The sequence below is a fragment of the Methylopila capsulata genome (assembly GCF_016907975.1).
Taxonomy (GTDB): Bacteria; Pseudomonadota; Alphaproteobacteria; order Rhizobiales; family Methylopilaceae; genus Methylopila; species Methylopila capsulata.
Genome location: NZ_JAFBCY010000001.1, coordinates 1,149,350 through 1,171,430 on the forward strand (window position 1 = coordinate 1,149,350; position 22,081 = coordinate 1,171,430).

The 22,081-nt window shown below is 70.9% G+C and carries 19 protein-coding genes; 12 read left to right on the forward strand and 7 right to left on the reverse strand.

Annotation, left to right across the window (positions count from 1 at the left end; genetic code table 11):
* Positions 1-23 precede the first annotated feature (23 nt).
* Positions 24-1,646, forward strand: coding sequence for a gamma-glutamyltransferase family protein (locus tag JOD31_RS05475; RefSeq protein ID WP_204949240.1), 1,623 nt, complete (start codon positions 24-26; stop codon positions 1,644-1,646).
* 217 nt (positions 1,647-1,863) lie between these two features.
* On the opposite strand, the gene JOD31_RS05480 is transcribed toward JOD31_RS05475, so the two are convergent.
* On the reverse strand, positions 1,864-2,808 hold the full coding sequence (locus tag JOD31_RS05480) for a LysR family transcriptional regulator (RefSeq protein WP_204949241.1): 945 nt from the start codon (positions 2,806-2,808) through the stop codon (positions 1,864-1,866).
* Positions 2,809-2,946: 138 nt separating this feature from the next.
* Between JOD31_RS05480 and JOD31_RS05485 the strand changes: the two genes are divergently transcribed.
* The 8 genes from JOD31_RS05485 to speB (JOD31_RS05520) all read left to right on the forward strand — a co-directional run bounded on the left by JOD31_RS05485 (position 2,947) and on the right by speB (JOD31_RS05520) (position 9,948).
* Positions 2,947-3,936, forward strand: coding sequence for an ABC transporter substrate-binding protein (locus tag JOD31_RS05485; protein ID WP_204949242.1), 990 nt, complete (start codon positions 2,947-2,949; stop codon positions 3,934-3,936).
* A gap of 5 nt (positions 3,937-3,941) precedes the next feature.
* Positions 3,942-4,793 carry an ABC transporter permease gene (locus JOD31_RS19730; RefSeq protein ID WP_204949243.1) on the forward strand — a complete coding sequence of 284 codons (852 nt, stop codon included), beginning with the start codon at positions 3,942-3,944 and terminating at the stop codon, positions 4,791-4,793.
* Positions 4,794-4,803: 10 nt separating this feature from the next.
* The gene (locus JOD31_RS05495) at positions 4,804-5,574 is read left to right on the forward strand and encodes an ABC transporter ATP-binding protein (RefSeq protein ID WP_204949244.1); all 771 of its coding nucleotides are present in this window, start codon (positions 4,804-4,806) and stop codon (positions 5,572-5,574) included.
* Positions 5,571-6,329 carry an SDR family NAD(P)-dependent oxidoreductase gene (locus JOD31_RS05500; protein WP_204949245.1) on the forward strand — a complete coding sequence of 253 codons (759 nt, stop codon included), beginning with the start codon at positions 5,571-5,573 and terminating at the stop codon, positions 6,327-6,329. Before JOD31_RS05495 ends, JOD31_RS05500 begins: the two co-directional genes overlap by 4 nt.
* Positions 6,326-7,033, forward strand: a complete 708-nt coding sequence (locus tag JOD31_RS05505; protein ID WP_271206165.1) for an SDR family NAD(P)-dependent oxidoreductase — start codon at positions 6,326-6,328, stop codon at positions 7,031-7,033. Before JOD31_RS05500 ends, JOD31_RS05505 begins: the two co-directional genes overlap by 4 nt.
* Before the next feature lie 13 nt (positions 7,034-7,046).
* The gene (locus JOD31_RS05510; protein ID WP_204949247.1) at positions 7,047-7,820 is read left to right on the forward strand and encodes a creatininase; all 774 of its coding nucleotides are present in this window, start codon (positions 7,047-7,049) and stop codon (positions 7,818-7,820) included.
* A gap of 16 nt (positions 7,821-7,836) precedes the next feature.
* Positions 7,837-8,805, forward strand: a complete 969-nt coding sequence (speB, locus tag JOD31_RS05515) for an agmatinase (RefSeq protein WP_204949248.1) — start codon at positions 7,837-7,839, stop codon at positions 8,803-8,805.
* Between the two features lie 189 nt (positions 8,806-8,994).
* On the forward strand, positions 8,995-9,948 hold the full coding sequence (gene speB / locus JOD31_RS05520; protein WP_204949249.1) for an agmatinase: 954 nt from the start codon (positions 8,995-8,997) through the stop codon (positions 9,946-9,948).
* A gap of 32 nt (positions 9,949-9,980) precedes the next feature.
* Here speB (JOD31_RS05520) and JOD31_RS05525 read toward each other — a convergent pair whose 3' ends face one another.
* The 5 genes from JOD31_RS05525 to JOD31_RS05545 all read right to left on the reverse strand — a co-directional run bounded on the left by JOD31_RS05525 (position 9,981) and on the right by JOD31_RS05545 (position 16,367).
* Positions 9,981-12,266, reverse strand: a complete 2,286-nt coding sequence (locus tag JOD31_RS05525) for an FdhF/YdeP family oxidoreductase (RefSeq protein WP_204949250.1) — start codon at positions 12,264-12,266, stop codon at positions 9,981-9,983.
* An 88-nt stretch (positions 12,267-12,354) separates the two neighbouring features.
* Entirely contained in the window at positions 12,355-13,212 is an 858-nt protein-coding gene (locus JOD31_RS05530) for a glucose 1-dehydrogenase (protein WP_204949251.1), read from the reverse strand.
* Between the two features lie 82 nt (positions 13,213-13,294).
* The gene (locus JOD31_RS05535; protein WP_204949252.1) at positions 13,295-13,780 is read right to left on the reverse strand and encodes a GAF domain-containing protein; all 486 of its coding nucleotides are present in this window, start codon (positions 13,778-13,780) and stop codon (positions 13,295-13,297) included.
* 138 nt (positions 13,781-13,918) lie between these two features.
* Positions 13,919-14,857 (reverse strand): glutaminase, encoded by a 939-nt coding sequence (locus JOD31_RS05540; protein ID WP_204949253.1) that lies wholly within the window; start codon positions 14,855-14,857, stop codon positions 13,919-13,921.
* A gap of 169 nt (positions 14,858-15,026) precedes the next feature.
* Positions 15,027-16,367 (reverse strand): dicarboxylate/amino acid:cation symporter, encoded by a 1,341-nt coding sequence (locus JOD31_RS05545; protein ID WP_204949254.1) that lies wholly within the window; start codon positions 16,365-16,367, stop codon positions 15,027-15,029.
* Positions 16,368-16,647: 280 nt separating this feature from the next.
* On the opposite strand from JOD31_RS05545, the gene JOD31_RS05550 reads away from it, so the two are divergent.
* The 3 genes from JOD31_RS05550 (at position 16,648) to JOD31_RS05560 (ending at position 21,374) form a co-directional block, all read left to right on the forward strand.
* Positions 16,648-18,423, forward strand: coding sequence for a sensor histidine kinase (locus JOD31_RS05550; protein ID WP_204949255.1), 1,776 nt, complete (start codon positions 16,648-16,650; stop codon positions 18,421-18,423).
* Complete coding sequence (locus tag JOD31_RS05555; protein WP_204949256.1) at positions 18,423-19,766, forward strand: sigma-54-dependent transcriptional regulator; 1,344 nt, start codon at positions 18,423-18,425, stop codon at positions 19,764-19,766. The genes JOD31_RS05550 and JOD31_RS05555 overlap by 1 nt, the downstream gene beginning before the upstream one ends.
* A 132-nt stretch (positions 19,767-19,898) precedes the next feature.
* Positions 19,899-21,374, forward strand: coding sequence for a helicase HerA domain-containing protein (locus JOD31_RS05560; RefSeq protein ID WP_204949257.1), 1,476 nt, complete (start codon positions 19,899-19,901; stop codon positions 21,372-21,374).
* Between the two features lie 413 nt (positions 21,375-21,787).
* Here JOD31_RS05560 and JOD31_RS05565 read toward each other — a convergent pair whose 3' ends face one another.
* Positions 21,788-22,021, reverse strand: coding sequence for a hypothetical protein (locus JOD31_RS05565; protein ID WP_204949258.1), 234 nt, complete (start codon positions 22,019-22,021; stop codon positions 21,788-21,790).
* Between the last annotated feature and the right edge of the window lie 60 nt (positions 22,022-22,081).

Consider the following 22,081-nt stretch of genomic DNA (forward strand, 5'->3'; position numbering starts at 1 on the left):
ACGCAGACCGGAACGAGGATCCAATGACCCACTTCGACTGGACCGCGGGCTATCCGTCGCGCCGCATGCCCGTGTTCGGGCGGAACGTGGTCTCGACCTCGCACCCGCTCGGGGCGCAGGCGGGGCTCAAGATGCTGCACCAGGGCGGAAACGCCGTGGACGCCGCGATCGCCTCGGCCGCGGTGATGACGCTGGTGGAGCCCTGCAGCAACGGCCTTGGCTCCGACGCCTACTGCATCCTGTGGGACGGAAAGCAGTTGCACGGCCTCAACGCGTCGGGCGGGGCGCCGGCGGCCTGGACGCCGGACTACTTCGCCGCGAAATACGGAGAGGGCCGCGCGCGGCCGCCGATGCGCGGGTGGGACAGCGTCACCGTGCCGGGCGCGGTCGGCTCCTGGGTCGCGCTCAGCGAGCGCTTCGGCTCGCTGCCGCTGGAGGAAGTGCTGGAGCCCGCGATCGAGATCGCCGAGCGCGGCTACCTCGCGCCGACCGTCGTGCAGCAGAAATGGGACGCCGCCGCGAAGGTCCGGGACCTCGCCGGCGCGCCCGGCTTCGCCGAGCTGTTCCTGCCGCGCGGGCGCGCGCCGGAGGTGGGCGAACTGGTGACGCTGCCGGGGGCCGCGCGCACGCTGCGCGCGATCGGCGCGACCAGGGGCGACGCGTTCTACCGGGGCGAGATCGCCGAGGCGATGGCGGCCCACGCCGCCGCGAACGGCGGCGCGATGACGGTCGCGGACCTCGCGGCCTTCCGCCCGGAATGGGTCGAGCCGATCGCCAAGACCTACCGCGGCTACACGGTCCACGAGATCCCGCCGAACGGACAGGGCATCGCCGCCCTGATCGCTCTCGGCATTCTCTCGCACTTCGATCTGGCGGAGATGGAGGCGGACGGGGTGGACGCCAACCACCTGCAGATCGAGGCGATGAAGCTCGCCTTCGCCGACACCTACGCCCATGTGGCCGACCTCGCCCACATGCGGGTGACGCCGGCGCAGCTGCTCGACGACGCCCATCTGGCGGAGGCCGCGAAGCTGATCGACCCGCGCCGCGCGCAGGTCTTCGCGCCGCGAAACCCGGTGAAGGGCGGCACGATCTACCTCACCGCGGCCGACGAGAGCGGCATGATGGTGAGCTTCATCCAGTCGAACTTCATGGGCTTCGGCTCCGGCGTCTGCCTGCCCGAATGGGGCCTGTCGCTGCAGAACCGCGGCCACGGCTTCCACCTCGATCCCGCGAGCCCGAACGTGGTGGCGCCGGGCAAGCGCCCGTTCCAGACCATCATCCCCGGCTTCCTCACCAAGGATGGCCAGCCCGTCATGAGCTTCGGCGTGATGGGCGGCAACATGCAGCCGCAGGGGCACATGCAGACGCTGGTGCGGATGATCGACTACGCCCAGAACCCGCAGGCCGCCTGCGACGCGCCGCGCTGGCGCTTCAACGCCGGGCTCGACATCAACGTCGAGGCGACGATGCGGGCGGAGACGATCGCGGGGCTTTCGGCGCGCGGCCACGAGATGAGCGTGATCGAGGACAGCTACCAGGACTTCGGCGCCGGCCAGTTCATCTGGCGCATGGGCGATCCGGGCGTCGAGGGCTACGCCGCGGCGAGCGACCCCCGCCGCGACGGCTACGCCGCGGTGAGCTGAGCACAAACGCGGGCCGTCGAGGGACGCTCGCCATCGTGTCCCGGCGAAAGCCGGGACCCAGAAACGCCAACGCGTCCAGACAGTCCGGGACGCGGTCGAGCATCCTGCGACGCCGGCGGGCGTCTGGGTCCCGGCTTTCGCCGGGACACGCGGCCTCGCTTGTCCCCTCGCCCGCGGCGAGCCGCAACAGCGGCTCTGTTACGCAGACGCCCCGTCCTCAGGCCGCCGGGGCCGAGGCCTGCCGGCCGGCGCGCTTTTCGAGCGCGCTGGTCTCGGCCGACTGGCGCTTCAGCTCCTCCACGAAGGCGTCGACATGGGGCGCGTCGCCCTTCAGCCGGCGCGTCGCCACGAAGTGCTGGGATTCGAAGCCGTAGCTCTCGGCCTTGATCGCCTTCATCTGGCCGCGCGAGGCCCAGTCGTCGCCGATGTGGCGCGGCAGGTAGCCGATGAAGCGGCCGGACAGGATCAGCATGGCCTGCGCCTCCATGTGCAGGATCGAGCCGCTCGCCCGCGGGTGATTGACCCGGTAGAGATCGTCGAGGTGCCGGTAGCGCCGGACCGAGAACAGCGCCGCCTCGATGTCGGCGTGGCGGACGTCCCTCACGCCGAACAGCGGGTGCCCCGCGCCGCAGTAGAGCGCGTGCGGCTCCCGGCAGAGCGGCGCGTAGGCGACGCCCGGCGCCTTCTGCGAGAACGGGCCGATGATGACGTCGCGCCGCCCGTCCATCAGCGCCTGCTCCAACTCCAGCGGCGTGCCGAGCTCCAGGTCGACGAACACCTCCGAGGCGTAGTCCATGTAGCGGCTGAAGGCGGTCTGCAGGCCGAGCTTCGGGTTGGTCACCACGCCGTCGATGATGCCCACCCGCAGGCGCCCGACGAGCCGCTGGCGGTCGCTGCCGACGCGGCTCTGGAAGGCGTCGATGTCCTCGAACAGGCGCTTCGCCGCGGCGTAGGTCGACTGGCCGAACGGCGTCAGCCGGAAGCCGCTGCGGCCACGCTCGCAGAGCTGCCCGCCCATGTTGCGCTCGAGCGCGGCGAGGTGCGTCGAGAGCGTGGACTGCGACAGGTTCAGGACGACCTGCGCGTCCGCGAAGCTGCCGGCCTCCGCCAGCGCCACGAACACGCGCAGCAGCCTGAGATCGATGTTGTCCAGCCGGCGCATGCGATGCGGCTCCCTGAGGTTCGCCAGTGACCGATCTTACATCGACATTCCTCGATGTAAGATTTCAACATTCATGATTTCCGTCGATATGAAATCGCGCAAGCATCCGGCCATCGTCCCCGCCCGGAGCTTGCCCGCATGACGCGCATCACGATCGCCGCCGCCTTGTCGCTCGCCGTCCTCGCGGGGACGGCCCACGCCGCGGACAACAAGATCCGCGTGCTGGCCCCGACCTGGACCGGCTACGCGCCGGTCTTCGTCGCCATCGACAAGGGCTACTTCAAGGAGCTCGGAATCGAGGTCGAGATGCGGTTCGAGGACGACCGCTCGAACGTGCTCGCCGCCATGACGCGCGGCGACGTCGAGGTCGACATGCGCACCGTCGGCGAGCACCAGGGCCGCCCGCGCGACGCCTCCACGCCGGGCGTCATCATCGGCACCATCGACATGTCCGTCGGCGGCGACGGCGTGATCGCCGACGGCAAGATCGGCTCGGTCAAGGAGCTGAAGGGCAAGACCGTCGCGATCGAGCCCAACATCCCGGCCCGCCTGCTGCTGCAGCTCGCGCTGAAGAAGGAGGGCATGACCCTCGACGACCTGAAGATCAAGGAGATCATGACGCAGGACACCGTCGCTGTGTTCGCGGACAGCTCCATCGACGCGATCGGCACCTACGAGCCGGTGATGTCGCAGGCGATCTCCTCGCAGACCCAGCGCAACGGCAAGCTGCTGATCTCGTCCAAAGACAGCGAGATCGTCGTCGACATCATCGACGTGCGGCAGGACGACCTGAAGAAGAACCCGGTCAAGTACCAGCACTTCCTGACGGGCATCTTCAAGGCGATCGACCTCTACAAGAGCGACCCGGCGGAGTTCATCAAGCTGGCGGCGCCGCACTACAACCTCAGCGACAAGGAGGTGAAGGAGATCTTCGACACCAGCCTCGAGTTCACCGACAAGGCGGCGACCGCAGCGATGCTCGGGACGCCCGAGAAGCCGGGCAAGCTCTACGAGATCTTCGACACGGTCATGCAGCTTAACCTCGACTACAAGTCGGCGGACGTGAAGCTCGACGCCAAGCAGCAGATCGACCCGTCGGTCATGGCCGCGATCTCCGGCGCGAAGTGAGCGCGGTGGCGGAGACGATCTCCCGGCCCGAGGCCGCCGCGTCCCCCGCGGCGGTCGCGCGCCCCCGGAAGCGCGCCTCCCGCGGGCTTCTGCGGCTCAGGACGCCGCTTCCGCGCGGGTGGGGCCCGGCGATCGCGGTCGGCGCCAGCGTCGCGATTGTGCTCGTCTGGGAGTTCGTCGCCCGCCTCGGGCTCACCACGCCGCTGTTCTTCCCCTCCCCAACCGCGATCCTCTCGGCCATGGGCCGGATGTTCTCGGACCAGCACCTGCTCTGGCACGCCTGGGTCTCCACGCTCCGGGTCTGGGGCGCCTTCCTGCTGGCGGCGATGCTCGCCATCCCGATCGGCGTCGCGATGAGCGGCTACCGGGTGATCGGCGCGGCGCTGGAGCCCGCGATCGACTTCATCCGCTACCTGCCGGTCCCGGCGCTGGTGCCGCTCGCGATCATCTGGTTCGGCGTCGGCGAGGAGACCAAGATCTTCCTGCTGTGGCTCGGCACCTTCTTCCAGCTGGTGCTGCTGGTGGCCGACGACATGCGCCGCGTGCCGCAGGAGTACGTCGAGATCGCCTACACCGTCGGCGCGAACCAGGGCCAGGTGCTGAAGGACGTCGCCTTCCGCGCCATGCTGCCGGGGCTCGTCGACAACCTGCGCATCACCCTCGGCTGGTGCTGGACCTACCTGATCATCGCCGAGATCGTGGCCGCGGACTCAGGGCTCGGCTTCGTGATCTGGGCGGCGCGCCGCTACATGAAGACCCCCGAAGTGATGGCCGGCGTCGTGCTCATCGGCGTCATCGGCCTCGCGACCGACCAGCTGCTGCGGCTCATCCACCGCCGCGCCTTCCGGTACCTGTGAGGACGCGGCCGTGACGCATCTCCAGTTCGACCACGTCACCAAGAGCTTCGGCGCCGTGCCGGTGGTCGAGACGCCGTTCAACCTCGCGATCGACCGGCACGAGTTCGTGGTGTTCCTCGGCCCCTCGGGCTGCGGCAAGACCACGCTGATGCGGATGATCGGCGGGCTCGACCAGCCGACCTCCGGCGAGATCCGGCTGGAGGGAGAGCCGGTCGGCGCGCCGGACCGGCGGCGGGGCATGGTGTTCCAGTCCTACTCGTCGTTCCCCTGGCTCACCGTCACCCAGAACGTCGCGTTCGGGCTGAAGTACCGCAACGACCTGTCCGAGGACGAGAAGGCGGTGCGGGCCGAGCGCTACCTCGACCTCGTCGGCCTCTACGAGTTCTCCGACCACTTCCCGAGCCAGGTCTCGGGCGGCATGCGCCAGCGCATCGCGATCGCCCGCACGCTCGCGGCCGGCGCTGACGTGCTGCTGATGGACGAACCCTTCGGCGCGCTCGACGCGCTCCGGCGCGAGCAGCTGCAGACCGAGCTGCGGCGCATCCAGCGGCGCGACGCCAAGACCATCGTGTTCGTCACCCACGACGTCGAGGAGGCGCTGTTCCTCGCCGACCGCGTGGTGGTGTTCTCGAAGCGCCCGACCCGGATCGTCGCCGAGATCGACGTCCGCAGCCGGCTCGGCGAGGAGCGATCGCTGGAGATCCGCGACGGCGAGGACTTCTTCGCGCTCCGGCGCGAGACCATCGGCATGGTGCGCGCGGCGGCAGGGGGCGAGCTGTGAACCTCGAAGGACTCGCCGGGCGCACCGTCGTCGTCACCGGGTCGAGCCGCGGCATCGGGCTCGGGATCGCCCGCGCCTTCTCCGCAGCCGGCGCCGAACTGATCATGCTCGCCGACGACCCGGTGATCCATGCGGAGGCCGAGCGCCTCGGCGCCCGCGGCCATGAGGTCGACGTCACCCGATCGGCTGAGGTCGAGGCCTTCGCCGCCGCGCTGCCGAAGCTCGACGTGCTGGTGAACAACGCGGGCTACGAGCGCCTGACGCCGCTCGACGACGCCAGCGCCGAGAACGAGGCGACCTTCCGCCGGATCCTCGAGATCAACGTCACGGGCATGTTCCTGATGACGCGGGCGCTGCTGCCGAAGCTCTCGTCCGGAGGCCGCGTCATCAACACCGCCTCGGTCTGGTCGCGCACCGCGGAAGCGGCGTTCGGCGGCTACGTCGCTTCGAAGCACGCGGTCATCGGCCTCACCAAGACTTGGGCGAAGGAGCTCGGACCACGCGGGATCACCGTCAACGCGGTGTGCCCCGGCTGGGTGCGGACCGAGGCCTCGCTGCGCTCGCTCAAGCGGATGTCCGAGCGCTCGGGAACCGCGGAGGAGACCCTGCTCGACGGCGTCGTGGCCGCGCAGGCGTTGCCCGGCTTCATGGAGCCGGAGGACGTCGCCGGCCCCTACCTGTTCCTCGCCTCCGACCTCGCGGCGAGCGTGACCGGGCAGAGCCTCGGCGTCGACCGGGGAGAAGCGCCGTGGTGAGCGCGCACGCAGGCCTCAAAGTGGTGGTGACCGGCGCCTCGAGCGGCATCGGCCGCGCCGGCGCCCTGCGGCTGGCGGAGGCCGGGGCCAAAGTCGCCGGGATCGACCTGTCGCCCGCCGATGCGCCGTTCCTCACGATCACCGCCGACGTCTCGGACGAGGCCGACATGATCGCCGCCATGGCCGAGGCGGCGGAGTCGCTCGGCGGGATCGACGCCGTGGTGAGCTGCGCCGGCGTCTACCGCGGCTCCAGCCTCGCCGCGTTCGACTTCGCGGCCTTCGACCGGATGGTCGCCGTGAACCTCAAGGGCATGATTCTCGCCGCGCGGGAGGCGCTGAAGCATTTCGGGCCCGAGGGCGGCAAGATCGTCAATGTGGCCTCCGAGCTCGGCTATCTCGGCCGCGCCGGCGCCTCCGGCTACTGCGCGACCAAGGGCGCGGTGCTGGCGCTGACGCGCTCCTGGGCGCGCGAGCTCGGACCCCGCGTGCTGGTCAACGCCGTCGCGCCCGGCCCGGTCGACACCCCGCTGCTCGACGCCGGCGCGATGTCACCGGCGGAGCTCGCGGTCGAGACCCGCAACCCGCTCAACCGCATCGGCCAGCCGCACGAGCTGACCGAGGCGATCCTGTTCCTCACCAGCCGCCACACGACGTTCATGACGGGCCAATGCGTCAGCGTCGACGGCGGCGCCGCGATGCACTGAAGGGCCGCCCCGCATGGTCGACAGCGTTTTCATGTCCGAGCTGAGCTGGCCGGAGTTCGAGGCCAAGATCGCGGCCGGCGCGCCCGTGTTCCTGCCCCTGGGGGCGACCGAGCAGCACGGGCCGCACCTGCCGCTCGGCGTCGACGTGGCGCTGCCGACCGGCGTGTGCGAGCGGGTCGCGCGCGCGGTCGGCGGGCTCGTCGCCCCGACGATCCCCTACGGCTACAAGTCGATGCCGCGCTCGGGCGGCGGCGAGCTGTTTCCCGGAACGGTCAGCCTCGACGCCAACACCTTCTCCCTTGTGGTGCGCGACGTGATCCGCGGCCTCGGCCATCACGGCGTCCGCCGCATCGTGCTGGTGGTCGGACACTTCGAGAACGCCTGGCCCTCGGTCGAGGGCCTCGACCTCGGCCTGCGCGAGCTTCGCCGCGACGGGATCGCCGACATGCAGGCGATGCGCTTCGAGTACTGGGATTTCGTGCGGCGCGAGACGCTCGACCGGCTGTTCCCGGACGGCTTCCCCGGCACCGAGCTGGAGCACGCCAGCCTGCTCGAGACCTCGCTGATGATGCTGCTGCGCCCGGAGCTGGTCGAGATCGACAAGGCGCCGACCGACGGCCCGGCGAACTTCCCGACCTACGACCGTTTTCCCGTGCCGGAGGGCTTCGTCCCGGCATCTGGCGTGCTTGCGGTCGCGCAGGGGTCCACGGCCGAGAAGGGCCAGTGGCTGATGGACGACCACGTCGCCCTGATCTCCGCCGCCGTCCGCAAGGAATTCGGCCTCTGAGCCGGGAGCGAGGCCGATGACGGACCCGACGCCCGCGGCTCCCTGGCCGCAGCCGCTCGACACCAGCGTGACGCCGCGCTTCGCCGGCCTGCCGACCTTCATGCGCCTGCCGGTGATGGACCCCGCCGACGTCGACGTCGCGCTGATCGGCGTGCCGTTCGACGGCGGCGTGACCAACCGGGCGGGCACGCGCCACGGCCCGCGCGAGCTGCGCAACCAGTCGAGCCTGGTGCGGCGGCACCACCACGTCACGGGCCGCTCGCCCTACGACCTCGTCCGCGTCGCGGACTGCGGCGACTGCCCGACCCATCCTCTCGACCTGATGGAGAGCCTGCGCCTGATCGAGGCGCACTACGCCGGCGTGGCCAAGACCGGGGCGATCCCGATCACCGGCGGCGGCGACCACCTCGTCACGCTGCCGATCCTGCGCGGGCTGTCGAAGGGCGCGGCGGTGGGGCTGATCCAGTTCGACGCCCACTCCGACACCTACGACAGCTTCTTCGGCCAGAAGTACAACCACGGCACGCCGTTCCGCCGGGCGATCGAGGAAGGCCTCGTCGACCCCCGGCGCATGGTGCAGATCGGCCTGCGCGGCTCGGTCGCCGATCCCGCGAGCTTCGACTTCGCGAGGGCCGCGGGCGTCCGAATGATATTCATCGAGGAGTTTGTCGCGCGCGGCGTCGACGACGTGATGGACGAGGCCCGCGCCATCCTCGGCGACGGGCCGACCTACGTCAGCTTCGACATCGACGCCATCGACCCCTCGCAGGCGCCCGGGACCGGCACGCCGGAGATCGGGGGGCTCTCGACCCGCGAGGCGCAGGCCCTGGTGCGGCGGCTCGCCGGGCTCGACGTGGTCGGCGCGGACCTCGTCGAGGTGGCGCCGCCGTTCGACCCCTCCGGCCTCACCGCCATGACCGGCGCGACTGTCATGTTCGAGCTGCTCTGCGTGGTGGCGGACAGCCTCGCGGCGCGCGGGGGCTGAGAGGACGCGTTGGGCAGTGTTGACGCTGCGAATCCCGCCGTCGTTCCGGGTATGTCCCGGAACGGATCACCCCGCCGGCTCAGAACCATCGCGAACGGCGGGATGATGGGCCCCGGCGCTCCGGCCGGGCGACGACGAGCTTGAAAAGGGCGGGTAACGCCTGAACTCGAACGACAAGGACACTCCGCCATGGCACATGGCTACGACGCCGGACGGCTCGACCTGCCCTTCGTGGGCGTCGCGACCTTCGGAAAATACCCGCTCTGCCTCGACTGGGACCGGCTGGACGCGGACGTCGCCATCCTCGGCGCGCCGTTCGACCTCGGCACGCAGTGGCGCTCGGGGGCGCGGTCGGGCCCGCGGGCGATCCGCGAGGCCTCGACCCTGTTCGCCTTCGGCCACGCCGGCGCCTACGACCACGAGGACGACGTCGTCTACCTGCCGGCGGGCCAGGCGCGCATCGTCGACGTCGGCGACGCCGACATGATCCACACCGACACGCTGCAGAGCCACGCCAACATCGAGGCGGCGGTGCGCAAAATCCTTAAACGCGGCGCGCTGCCGGTGACGCTCGGCGGCGACCACTCCGTCAACATCCCCTGCATCGCGGCGTTCTCGGACGAGGAGCCGATCCACCTCATCCAGTTCGACGCCCATCTCGACTTCGTCGACGAGCGCCACGGCGTCCGCTACGGCCACGGCAACCCGATGCGGCGCGCGGCGGAGCGGGCTTACGTCACCGGCCTCACGCAGCTCGGCATCCGCAACGTCTCCTCTACCGCCCGCGAGGGCTACGAGGACGCGCGGGCGATGGGCTCCGACATCCTCTCGGTCCGCCAGATCCGCAAGCTCGGCGTGGACGCTGTGCTGGAGCGCATCCCGGCAGGCAAGCGCTACTACCTGACGATCGACATCGACGGCTTCGACCCCTCCATCGCGCCCGGCACCGGCACGCCGAGCCACGGCGGCTTCACCTATTACGAGGTGCTGGAGCTGCTCGACGGGATCACCAGGCGCGGAACGGTGGTCGGCGTCGACCTCGTCGAGGTCGCGCGCGAGTACGACCCCGCGGGCGTCACCTCGATCCTCGCGGCGCAGGTGCTGCTGAACCTGATTGGCCGCGTCCTGCACAACCGGGCATAACGGCCCAGTCCTTCACGGACGATTGCGCCCCCTCAGCCGGCCGCGCGCAGCGTCACCGGGATCGCCTTCGCGGCCGGCACCTTCGAGCCCTTGGCGTGATGCCACAGCGGGATCAGCGGGTTGCATTCGGGGTAATAGGCCGCGCAGCAGCCCTCGGGGATGTCGTAGGCGACGATGCGGAAGCCCGCGACCTCGCGCAGCGCGTCGTCGGCGGCCGTCGTCATCGTGACCGTCCCGGCGTCGGCGAAGCCCAGCCGCGCGATGTCGGCCGCGTTCATGAACACCACCATGCGAGTGCCGTCGACGCCGCGGAACCGGTCGTCGAAGCCGTAGATCGTGGTGTTGAACTGGTCGTTCGAGCGCAGCGTGATGAGGCGCAACGCGTCCGGGTTCGGCGCCGGCATGTCCGGGTTTTCGTCGAGGCTCTCGGGGAAGATGAAGTTCGCCTTGCCCGTCGGCGTCGTCCATTCCCGTTCGCGCGCGGCGATCGGCTTGGGAAATCCGCCGGGCGTGTCGAGCCGGGCGTTGAACCCCGGAAACACCTTCGGATAGGTCGCCTCGATTGCGTCGCGGACCTTGGCGTAGTCCGCGGTCCAGCCCTCCCAGTCGACCTTCGGGTTCGGCAGCAGCGTCGCCCGCGCGAGCCCCGCGACGATCGCGAGCTCCGATTTCAACGTCGCCGCGACGGGATCGACCAGCGCGCGCGAGCCATGGAAGTGCGAGCTCGAATCCTCCACCGAAACCGCCTGCGGGCCGCTCGCCTGCCGGTCGATCTCGATCCGGCCGAGGCAGGGCAGCAGATAGGCCGCGCGGCCGTGGACGACGTGGCTGCGGTTCAGCTTGGTGGCGATCTGGACGGAAAGCCGGAGCTTCCGCCACGCCGTCTCCATCGCCCCGGTCTCGGGAATCGCGCGCAGGAAATTGCCGCCGAGGGCGACGAAGGCCTCGACCGTCCCCGCGACCATGCCCTCGCAGGCGTCGACCGTCGCCATGCCGTCCTCGCGCGGCGGCTCGAAGTCGTAGAGCTCCTTCAGCCGGTCGAGCGGGGCGAGCTTGGTCTTCTCGGTGATGCCGACCGTGCGCTGGCCCTGCACGTTGGAATGCCCGCGCACGGGGCAGATGCCCGCGCCCGGGCGACCGATGTTGCCCTTCAGCAGCAAGAGGTTCGCCAGCATCTGGACGTTCTCGACGCCGGTGCGGTGCTGGGTGAGGCCCATGCCGTAGACGGCGATCGCCGCGGTGGAGCGCGCGTAGGTTTCCGCCGCCTGCTCCAGCGCCGCGCGGGAGAGCCCCGCGCCGCGTTCGATTGCGTCCCAGCCCCGCGCGCGGCAGGCGCCGGCGAAGGCCTCGAAGCCGTGGGTGTGTTCGGCGATGAAGCCGTGGTCGAGCACCGCCGGGCCGCCCGACTCCGCCGCCGCGTCGTCGAGCGCAATCAGGGCCTTGGCGAGGCCGAACAGGGCGGCGAGGTCGCCGCCGGCCTTCACCTGGCAGTACTGGGTCGAGATCGTGGTCTCGGCCCCGGTCAGCATCTCGGTCGGCGCCTGCGGGTTGGTGAAGCGCTCCAGCCCGCGCTCGCGCAAGGGGTTGAAGGTGATGATCGGCACGCCGCGCTTCCGCGCCTCCTGCAGCGGATGCAGCATCCGCGGGGCGTTGGAGCCGACGTTCTGGCCGAAGAAGAAGATGAAGTCGGTGGTCTCGAAATCCTCGAGGAACACCGTGCCGACCGGCACGCCGATGCTCTCCGGCAGCGCGACGGATGTGCTCTCGTGGCACATGTTGGAGGAGTCCGGCAGGTTGTTGGTGCCGTAGATCCGCGCGAACAGCTGGTAGAGGTAGGACGTCTCCAGCGACGCCCGGCCCGAGGCGTAGAACACCGCGGCCTTCGGATCGATCGCGTTCAGCTCGGCGCCGATCTCGGCGAAGGCCTGCTCCCAGGCGATGGGGAGGTAGCGGTCGCTCGCCGCGTCGTACTTCAGCGGCTCGGTCAGCCGCCCCTGGTCCTCCAGCGCGAAGTCGGACCAATGCTCCAGCTCCCGCAGGGTGTGGCGCGCGAAGAAGCTGGCGTCGATCGCCTTCGAGGTCAGCTCCCAGGCGGTCGCCTTGGCGCCGTTCTCGCAGAACTCGAACGTGTTGGGATCGCGGGGCTTCGACCAGGCGCAGCTGACGCAGGCGAAGCCGCCGACCTTGTTCTGCTTGGCGAGCGCGGCGGTGGTCCGCAGCGGGGCGCCCTCGCCCAGTACGTAGCGCCCGACGGATTTCGCCGAACCCCATCCGCCGGCGGGACCGTCATAGGCTTCGATATGGGTCTCGCGCGCCATGGGGCCGCCTCTCCGGTCACTGCGGGACGCGCCGCGCGTCCCGCAGTGTGAACGGTCCGGGACGGCGGCCGTTCCGGCCGGCGACGCGTCAAAGCACCGCCTGGCCGCCCGCGACCGTGAGCAGCGCGCCGGAGGTGTAGCTCGACTCGTCGGAGGCGAGCATGACGTAAGCTGAGGCGAGCTCCGCCGGCTGGCCGGGACGTCCCATCGGCGTCTTCGCGCCGAAGGTCTCGACGGCCTCGGGCGGCATGCCGGCGGGGATGAACGGCGTCCAGATCGGCCCGGGCAGCACCGCGTTGACGCGGATCCCGCGCTCGCCCAACAGCCCGGCGAGACCGAGCGTCATGTTGGCGATCGCGCCCTTGGTCGCCGCGTAGGGCAGCAGCATCGGCGTCGGGTCCTTGGAGTTGATCGACGCGGTGTTGATGATCGAGCCGCCCTGACCCATGTGCGCCACCGCGAGCTGGGTCAGGTGGAAATAGGCGTGGACGTTGACCGCGAAGGTCTTCTCCCACTCCTCCAGCGTGATCTCCTCGATCGACGGGTAGGGCTTCTGGTAGGCGGCGTTGTTGACGAGCACGTCGAGGCCGCCGAGCTCGGCGACGGCGCGCTCCACGATTTGCTTGCGGAAGCCCGCGTCGCTGACGTCGCCGGGCATCATCACCGCCCGTCGTCCCGCCTCCTCGATCAGCGTGCGGCAGGCGGCGGCGTCCTCGGTCTCGGCGGGAAGGTGGACGATCACCAGGTCGGCGCCCTCGCGCGCGAAGGCGATCGCGACGGCGAGGCCGATGCCGCTGTCGCCGCCGGTGATGATCGCCTTCTTGCCCGCGAGGCGTCCCGAGCCGCGGTAGCTGGTCTCGCCGTGGTCCGGCTTGGGGTCCATGCCGGAGGTATTGCCCGGAAAGGACTGCGACTGCCGGGGGAACGGCGGGGTGGGGTAGGTCATGGCGTCTGCTCCTGTCGTCGGGAGCCAAACGACCTCGGCCGCGGTTCGTTCGCCTTCGCCTGCGGTTTGTCGCCTGCAGGCCTCAGAGCGCCGCAGCGGGATCGACGATCATCGTGCGTGCCCAGACCAGCGCCATGGCGTGCCGCGCCAGCGCGTGCAGGGCCCCGAGCTGCGCCGGCGTCAGGCCGCCGACCCGCGCGGCGACGTCCGCGATGCAAACCGTGCCGATCATCACGCCGGAAGGCGCCCGCATGGCCACGCCCGCGTAGAAGCGGCAGACCGGGGCGCCCAGCGCCCCGCCGTGGTGGCCAAACCGCGGGTCGGCGGCGAGATCGCGCACCACCAGCTCGTCGAGGTCGTTCTCGACCACGTAGGAGCAGCTGGAGTGGCTCCACGCGACCTCTTCGATCCCGAGCCCGACGCGCGCCTTGTACCAGTGGCGCTCGGCGTCCGCGAAGCTGACCACCGCCACGGGCGCGCCGCAGATGACGGCCGCGAGCCGCGCGATGTCGTCGAACCGCGGCTCCGGCGGGGTGTCCAGAATGCCGTAGGACCGCAACGTAGCCAACCGAGCGCAGTCCTCGGCCATCAAGCCCTTCCGTCCGCGCCGCGAAGTTTCCGCCCGCCGGTCGCGGCGCGCGACCGGCGGGTTGTGACGGTGGCCCGGACCGGCCAATCAAAGACCAGGCAAGTCGAGGGAATGTAGCTAGACTCCGAAGATCGACCAGCCCGTGCGCTTCACAAGCGCTTCAAGCGCGATGCGTCCGAGGTGTGAATTTCCGGAGGCGTCGAGGCCCGGCGACCAGACCGCGATCGAGGCCTTGCCCGGCGCGACCGCGAGGATGCCGCCGCCGACGCCGCTCTTGCCCGGCAGCCCGACGCGGTAGGCGAAATCGCCCGAGCCGTCGTAGTGCCCGCAGGTCAGCATGATCGCGTTGATGCGCCGCGCGCGCTCGGCCGTCACCACCGAGCGCCCGGTCGAGGGCTGCACCCCGGAGTGGGCGAGGAAACGCCCGGCCATCGCGAGCTGCCGGCACGACATGGCGATGGCGCAGTGGTGGAAGTAGACCCCGAGCGTGTAGTCGACCGGGTTCTCGATCACGCCGAACGACTTCATGTAGTTCGCGAGCGCCGCGTTGCGGAAGCCGGTGCGCTGCTCCGACGCCGCCACCGCCTCGTCGATCGTGATGGTGTCGTCGTCGGCGAGGAACTGCATGAAGCGTAGGATCTCGCCCAGCGCCTCGCGCGGCTGGTGGCCCGAGACGATCGCGTCGGTGACGGCGATCGCGCCGGCGTTGATGAAGGGATTGCGCGGCACGCCGTGCTCGCGCTCCAGCTGGACGATCGAGTTGAACGGGCTGCCCGAGGGCTCCCGCCCGACGCGCCGCCACAGCCGGTCGCCCGCCTTGCCGAGCGCCAGCGTCAGGGTGAAGACCTTCGAGACGCTCTGGATCGAGAACGGCATGTCGCTGTCGCCGCCCGCGCTGACGCGGCCGTCGCCGTCGATGACGACCATGCCGAAGGCCGACGGATCGACCCGCGCGAGCTCGGGAATGTAGGTCGCGACCTCGCCGCGGTCCGGCCGCCGGCGCATCTCGTCGGCGAGCTCCTGCACGATCAGGTCGAGGTCGGGGCGGAGGCTCATGTCGAAAGCTTGGACGATTTCACAGGCGGCGGCGCGGGTTTCTTGGGTCCGGTCCGAGCGACATCGGCGCGCAGCCCGAAACGACGAACGCCCCGGCTCGGAAGCCGGGGCGTTCGAGGATCTGTCACGGGGCGGCGCGGGGGTCCACCCCCCGCGTCCGCATAGCCGATCACTCCGCCGGGACGAGCGCCGGCGCGGGCGACGCGGCTTCGAGCGCGGTCGGCTCGCCGGCGAGCGCGGCGCGCAGCTTGTCCGCGTCCAGTTCGCCCTCCCAGCGGGCGACCACGATGGTCGCGACCGCGTTGCCGACGAGGTTCGTCAGCGCGCGGCACTCGGACATGAAGCGGTCGATGCCGAGGATCAGCGCCATGCCGGCGACCGGCACGGAGGGAACCACCGACAGCGTGGCGGCCAGGGTGATGAAGCCCGCGCCGGTGATGCCGGCGGCGCCCTTGGAGCTCAGCATGGCGACGAGCAGGAGGAGCACCTGATCGGCGAGGCTGAGCTCGATCCCGGTCGCCTGCGCGATGAACAGCGCCGCGAGCGTCATGTAGATGTTGGTGCCGTCGAGGTTGAACGAATAACCCGTGGGGATGACGAGGCCGACCACCGACTTCGCGGCGCCGGCCTTCTCCATCTTCTCCATCAGCGACGGCAGCGCGGCTTCCGAGGACGAGGTGCCGAGCACCAGCAGCAGCTCCTCCTTGATGTAACGGAGCAGCGCGAGGATCGAGAAGCCGTTGTAGCGGGCGACCGCGCCCAGCACGAGGAACACGAACAGCAACGACGTCAGGTAGAAGGTGCCGACGAGCATGGCGAGGTTCGCGACCGAGCCGATGCCGTACTTGCCGATGGTGAAGGCCATCGCGCCGAAGGCGCCGATCGGGGCCGCCTTCATCAGGATCGCGACGAGCTTGAACATCGCCTGCGACAGCGAGACCAGCACGGTCATCACCGGCTCGCCCTTGTCGCCGACCGCGCCGAGCGCGACGCCGAACAGAACCGCGAAGAACAGCACCTGCAGGATGTCGCCCGAGGCGAGCGCGCTGACCGGCGTGTTGGGGATGATGTTGGTGAGGAAGCCGACGATCGTGGAGTCGTGGGCCTTGGCCGCGTAGTCGGCGACGGCCTTCGGGTCGAGCGAGGCCGGGTTGATGTTCAGCCCTGCGCCCGGCTGCACGACGTTGCCGACGATCAGGCCGATGATCAGCGCCAAGGTGGAGAAGGTGAGGAAGTAGAGCATGGCCTTGCCGGCGACGCGGCCGACCTTGCCCATGTCGCGCATGCCGGCGATGCCGGTCACCACGGTGAGGAAGATCACGGGGGCGATGACCATCTTCACCAGCTTGATGAAGGCGTCGCCGAGCGGCTTCAGGTCGGCGCCGACGCTCGGGTAGAAATGGCCGAGCGCCACGCCCGCCGCGATCGCGACGAGCACCTGGACGTAGAGGTGCTGGTAGAACTTGCGGGGCGCGGCGGCCGGGGCCGCGGCTGGAACGGCGATCGCCATGATCTGTCCTCCTTGGTTCGACCGTCGTCGCCTTGTGGGGCCGGCGCCGTTGCGGTCGGATGTGGCGTTGCAGGGCGGCGTCGAGCCGACGTCGCGCCGGTCCATGCGCAAACCGCATGCCAGCTGCGCCAAAACGCTGAGACGCCCGCAAGCCATTGAAATCACGCGCGTCCTGTCGGCGCCCAAAAAGTCGCCTCGACACGATGTGCGGAACGCCGCACAATTCAGCGGGGCCGGTCGTGCGAAAATCCGCACAGGCGGGAGCGAGGGACGTGACGCCGTGACCGCCGAACGCCGATGGCCGGGCTGGACGCTGGCGCTGCTCGCCGCCGCCACGCTCATCGCGCTCGACCGCGGCGCGGATTACGCCGGCGAGCGGTGGGCGCGGTCCAACCTCGTGGCCGCGGCGCATGCGGCGGCGGACTTGCGGATTTCGGCCCTGCGCAGCGAGATCGAGAAGCAGCGCGTCCTGCCGGTGGTGCTGGCGCAGGACCCGGACGTGCGCGCCGCGCTCGAAAGCCGCGACGCCGGCCGGCTCGCCGCCCTCGACGCCAAGCTCCGGACGCTGGCGGAGGCGACCCGCGCCGGCGCGATCTATCTGCTCGACGCCAGGGGGCTGACGCTCGCCGCCAGCAACGCCGGCACGCCGACGAGCTTCGTCGGAACCGATTATTCGTTCCGGCCCTACTACAGCCGCGCGATGGCGGACGGCGCGGCGGAGCATTTCGCGCTCGGCACCGTCAGCGGCAAGGCCGGCCTCTATCTCACCCGCCGCATCGACGGCGCCGGCGGCCCGCTCGGCGTGATGGTGGTGAAGGCCGAGTTCGAGGCGCTGGAGACGGAATGGCGACGCTTCGCCGAGCCGACCTTCGTCACCGACGATCGTTCGATCGTGCTGATCGCGAGCGAACCCGACTGGCGCTTCCGGGCGACCGCGCCGATCCCGGAGGAGCGTCGCGCGGAACTCAGGGCCAGCCTTCAGTTCGGCGCCGCGCCGCTGGACCTCCTGCCGATCACCGCAGTCGGCGACGGGCTGGTGCGCGCGGCGGCGAGCGCGGGCGCGGGCGCCCGCAGCTTCGTCGAGGCCGCGGCCCCGGCGCCCACCACTTCCTGGACGCTGCACGTGCTGGCGCCGACCGCGCCCTCGGTCGCGCTGGCGCGGACGGCGGCGCGCGCCTCCGCGCTGCTCGCCGGCGTGCTCGCGCTCGGCTCCGTCGGCATAGCGGTGTCCCGCCGCCGGAGACTCGCGCGCGAACGCGCCGCGCAAGGCGCCGCCCGGCGCGAGCTGGAGGAGCGCGTCGCGGCGCGCACCCTCGAGCTCCGCGCCGAGATCGACGAACGCCGCCGCGCGGAAGCGGCGCTGCAGGACCTGCAGGACGAGCTGGTGCAGGCGAGCAAGCTCGCGGTGCTCGGCCAGATCGCGGCGAGCGTCGCGCATGAGATCAACCAGCCGGTCGCGGCGATCCGCACCTTCGCCGACAACGCGCGCACCTTCCTCGACCGCGCCCAGCCCGGACCCGCGGCGGACAACCTCGCGACCATCGCCGCCCTCACGGAGCGGATCGGGGCGATCACCGGCGAGCTGCGCGCCTTCGCCCGCAAGACCAAGGGGGTGGTGGAGCCGGTCTCGCTCCGCGCCGCCGTCGACGGCGCGCTGCTGCTGGTCGGCCACCGCCTGCGCGAACAGAACGTGGCGCTCGATCTCGACCTCGCCGACGACGTGACGGTGGCGGGCGAGCGCGTCCGGCTCGAGCAGGTCTTCGTCAACCTGCTGCAGAACGCGCTCGACGCGCTGGCCGGCCGACCGGACGGCCGCATCGCGCTGTCCGCGGCCGTCGCCGAAACAAGCGTCGTCGTGACCGTCGCCGACAACGGCCCGGGCCTGCCGGACGCGGTGATGGGTGCGCTGTTCATGCCCTTCACCACGACGAAGCCGGCGGGCCTCGGCCTCGGCCTCGTCATCTCGCACGACATCGTCGCCGAATTCGGCGGCCGCCTCGCCGCCGAGAACCGCGGCGGCGCGGTCTTCACCGTCACCCTACCGAGGCTCGCCTGATGGACGTCGCCTTCATCGACGACGACGAGACGCTGCGCGCCGCGAACGCGCAGGCGCTGACGCTGGCGGGCTTGACCGTCGCGCCCTTCCCTTCCGCGACCGCGGCGCTCGGCGCGCTCGACGCGAGCTTCCCCGGCGTGGTGGTCACCGACGTCCGCATGCCGGGGATCGACGGTCTTGAGCTGTTCCGCCGCCTGAGGGCGATCGATCCCGACCTCCCGGTGATCCTGATCACCGGGCATGGCGACGTCGCGATGGCGGTCGAGGCGATGCGCGAGGGCGCCTACGATTTCGTGGCCAAGCCCTACCCCGCCGACCGGCTGCTGGGCCCGATCCGCCACGCGCTGGAGAAGCGGCGCCTGGTGCTGGAGAACCGCGCCCTCCGGCGCGCCGTGGAGGAGACCAGCGCCTCCGACATGCCGCTGCTGGGCGCGACGCCAGCGATGGAGCGGCTGCGCGCCACGCTGCGCCAGATCGCCGACGCCGACGTCGACGTGCTGATCGAGGGCGAGACCGGCGCCGGCAAGGAGGTGGTCGCGACCGCGCTGCACCGCTGGAGCCCCCGGGCCGCCAGGCCCTTCGTCGCCGTGAACTGCGGCGCCCTGCCGGAAAGCGTCATCGAGAGCGAGCTCTTCGGCCACGAGGCCGGGGCCTTCACCGGCGCGGTGAAGAAGCGCGTGGGTCGGATCGAGCACGCCCACGGCGGAACGCTGTTCCTCGACGAGATCGAGGCCATGCCGCCCGCGCTGCAGATCAAGTTCCTGCGCGTGCTTGAGGCCCGCGAGGTGACGCCGCTCGGCATGAACGAGACGCGGAAGGTCGACATCCGGGTTGCCGCGGCGTCCAAGGTCGACCTGCTGGAGCTGGTGCGGACCAACGCCTTCCGCGAGGACCTCTACTACCGGCTGCACGTGGCGACGATCCGCATCCCCCCGCTGCGCGAGCGTCGGGATGACGTGCCGCTGCTGTTCGCCCACTTCCTCGACCGCGCCGGCCGGCGGTTCCGGCGCGAGCCGCCGCCGATGACCGCGGCCGTGCGCCGGAAGCTCGACCAGCACGACTGGCCCGGCAACGTGCGCGAACTTGCGCACTACGCCGAGCGGGTGGCGCTCGGCCTCGATGACGGGCCGGCGCCCGCGGCCGCTCCGCCCGCGCCGCAGGGCGGCTCGCTGCCCGACAGGGTCGAGGCCTTCGAGGCGGAGCAGATCCGCCAGGCGCTCGCCGCGGCGCAGGGCGACATCCAGGCGACGCTCCACGCCCTCGGCGTTCCCCGCAAGACGCTGTACGACAAGCTGAAGCGGCACGGGATCGACCAGAGCGCGTTCCGGCCTCCCAAGCGCTGACGGCGCTTGGCGGCTGCGACGCTGCGTGCGGCGCCTTCCTGGGGAAAAGCCCGCGGCGGCTTGGACTCTTGGCGCGCGATCGACCACGGTTCGGCGCGCGAAACGCGCAAGGGACGGCGACGACAAGGCATCATGACGGTCAGCATCGACATCGGCGCGAAGTCGAACGGACAGCGCGCGACGGTCGACCTCGAGGAGCTGCTCGCGACCCGTCTTCTCGTCCAGGGCAATTCCGGTTCGGGCAAGTCGCACCTGCTCCGCCGGCTGCTGGAGCAGAGCGCGACCTGGGTGCAGCAGTGCGTGATCGACCCCGAGGGCGATTTCGTCACGCTCGCCGACGCCCACGGCCATGTGGTGGTGGAAGCCGCCGGCGTGGAGCGCGACCTCGCGATGATCGCGGAGCGGGTGCGGCGGCACCGGGTCTCGGTGATCCTCAACCTCGAGAGCCTCGACGTCGACCGCCAGATGCGGGCGGCGGCCGTGTTCCTCAACGCGCTGTTCGAGGTCGAGCGCGACTGCTGGTATCCGATGCTGGTGGTGGTGGACGAGGCGCAGCTGTTCGCCCCCGCCGCGGCGAGCGAAGCGGACGAGGAGTCCCGCCGGCAGGCGCTCGCCGCGATGACAAATCTCATGTGCCGCGGGCGGAAGCGGGGGTTGGCCGGCGTCATCGCGACCCAGCGGCTGGCGAAGCTCGCGAAGAACGTCGCGGCCGAGGCCTCGAACTTCCTGATGGGCCGCACCTTCCTCGACATCGACATGGCGCGCGCCGCCGACCTGCTCGGGATGGAGCGGCGGCAGGCGGAAGCGTTCCGCAATCTCGACCGCGGCCAGTTCGTGGGGCTCGGCCCCGCGATCGGGCGCCGCCCCGAGACCGTGAAGATCGCGCCCGTGGAGACGCAGGGGCGCGGCGGCAGCCCCAAGCTGATGCCGATGCCGGAGACGCTCGCCGAGGACGCCGCGGGGCTCATCTTCCGCCGCGGCGCCGACGAGGCCCGCCCGCGTGCCGCGGCGGCGACGGCGAACACGGCGGAGGTGCTGGCCCAGCTCGCGCAGTCGCGCAGCGACGCGACCGCCGCCCAGCCGTTGCCCGCCGACCTGTTCGCCGACGCCGAGCGTGAGGGCAAGATCGCCGAAATCATGACCGCGATGATGGCCGAACCCGACGCCAGCTTTCAGCCGGTGTCGCTGCTCTACCAGGACTTCCTCGTCCGCTGCCGCATCGCGCGCCTGCCGGGCGACGCGCCGGACCTGCCGCGGTTCCGCCGCGAACTCGCGATCGCGAAGGCCGGCGTCGACAACGGCGAGGTCGCGAGCGCCGATTGGGATCAAGCGACGTTGATCGCGGCGTCGCTGCCCGAGGATGTGCGCGGGGTGTTCCTGCTGGTCGCGAAGGCCGCGCTGATGAAGGGCCCCTGCCCCACCGACGCCGAGATCGCCAAGGCCTACGGCACGCGCTCGACAGGGCGGGCGCGGCGGCTTCTCACCTACATGGAGGAGCGCGGCTTCATCGCCTGCGCTTCGGACCTGCGCGGCAACCGCATCGTGATGCTGCCCGACCTCGGCTGGCAGACCGCGCCCGGCGCCCTCGAAACCGTGTCGGGGCACTGAGCGGCGGCTGGCCCGGCGAACTAAGCGCGAGAACCGCTCCTTCTTGTCCCGGCCTCGACCCGGGACCCAGAGCCGCTGCGCCCGGACGAAAGAACGCGCGCTCGTCGAGCTTTCTCCCAGATCGCCGGGCGTCTGGGTTCCGACTCAAGGCTGGGACAAGAAGACGGCGCGCCCGTAACGCGTCGCTTATTTGTTCAGAGCCGCCATCCAGAAGGACATTGCGGTCATCCAGAACGCGATCGGGGTTCCAGCGAGAGGATGCATGGGACGCACTCCTGTTGCCGCCGACGGCCTCGGCCTCGCCTGACGCGAGATCCATACCGCCGGCCTTCGCTGGGAAAACGTCCTTTGCGCGGATCACGTTCCGTTTAGCCGACGAAAGCATGAGGGGACGGCTCGGGCCGCCCAGACCCTCAGGCGATCTTCCTGACCGCTCCGGCGTCGACGCCGAAGCCCGCGAGCTCGTCGGCGGAGAGCGGCAGCAGGGGCGCGCTGGGCACGGCGCGGCCGTAGGGAATCGCTTTCCGGGCGGCCTCGCGGTCGGCGATCGCCGCCACGTAGGAGCCCGCGACGCGCTGGTCGCCCTTCAGGTTGACGACGGGGATCGTCAGTTTCCAGCCGGCGGCGGGCTGGGGCGATTGGGTCATGGCGGCGCTCCTCGTCTTGTGATCTTGGCGCGATGCAAGCGGAGCGGGACGCTGGCGTCA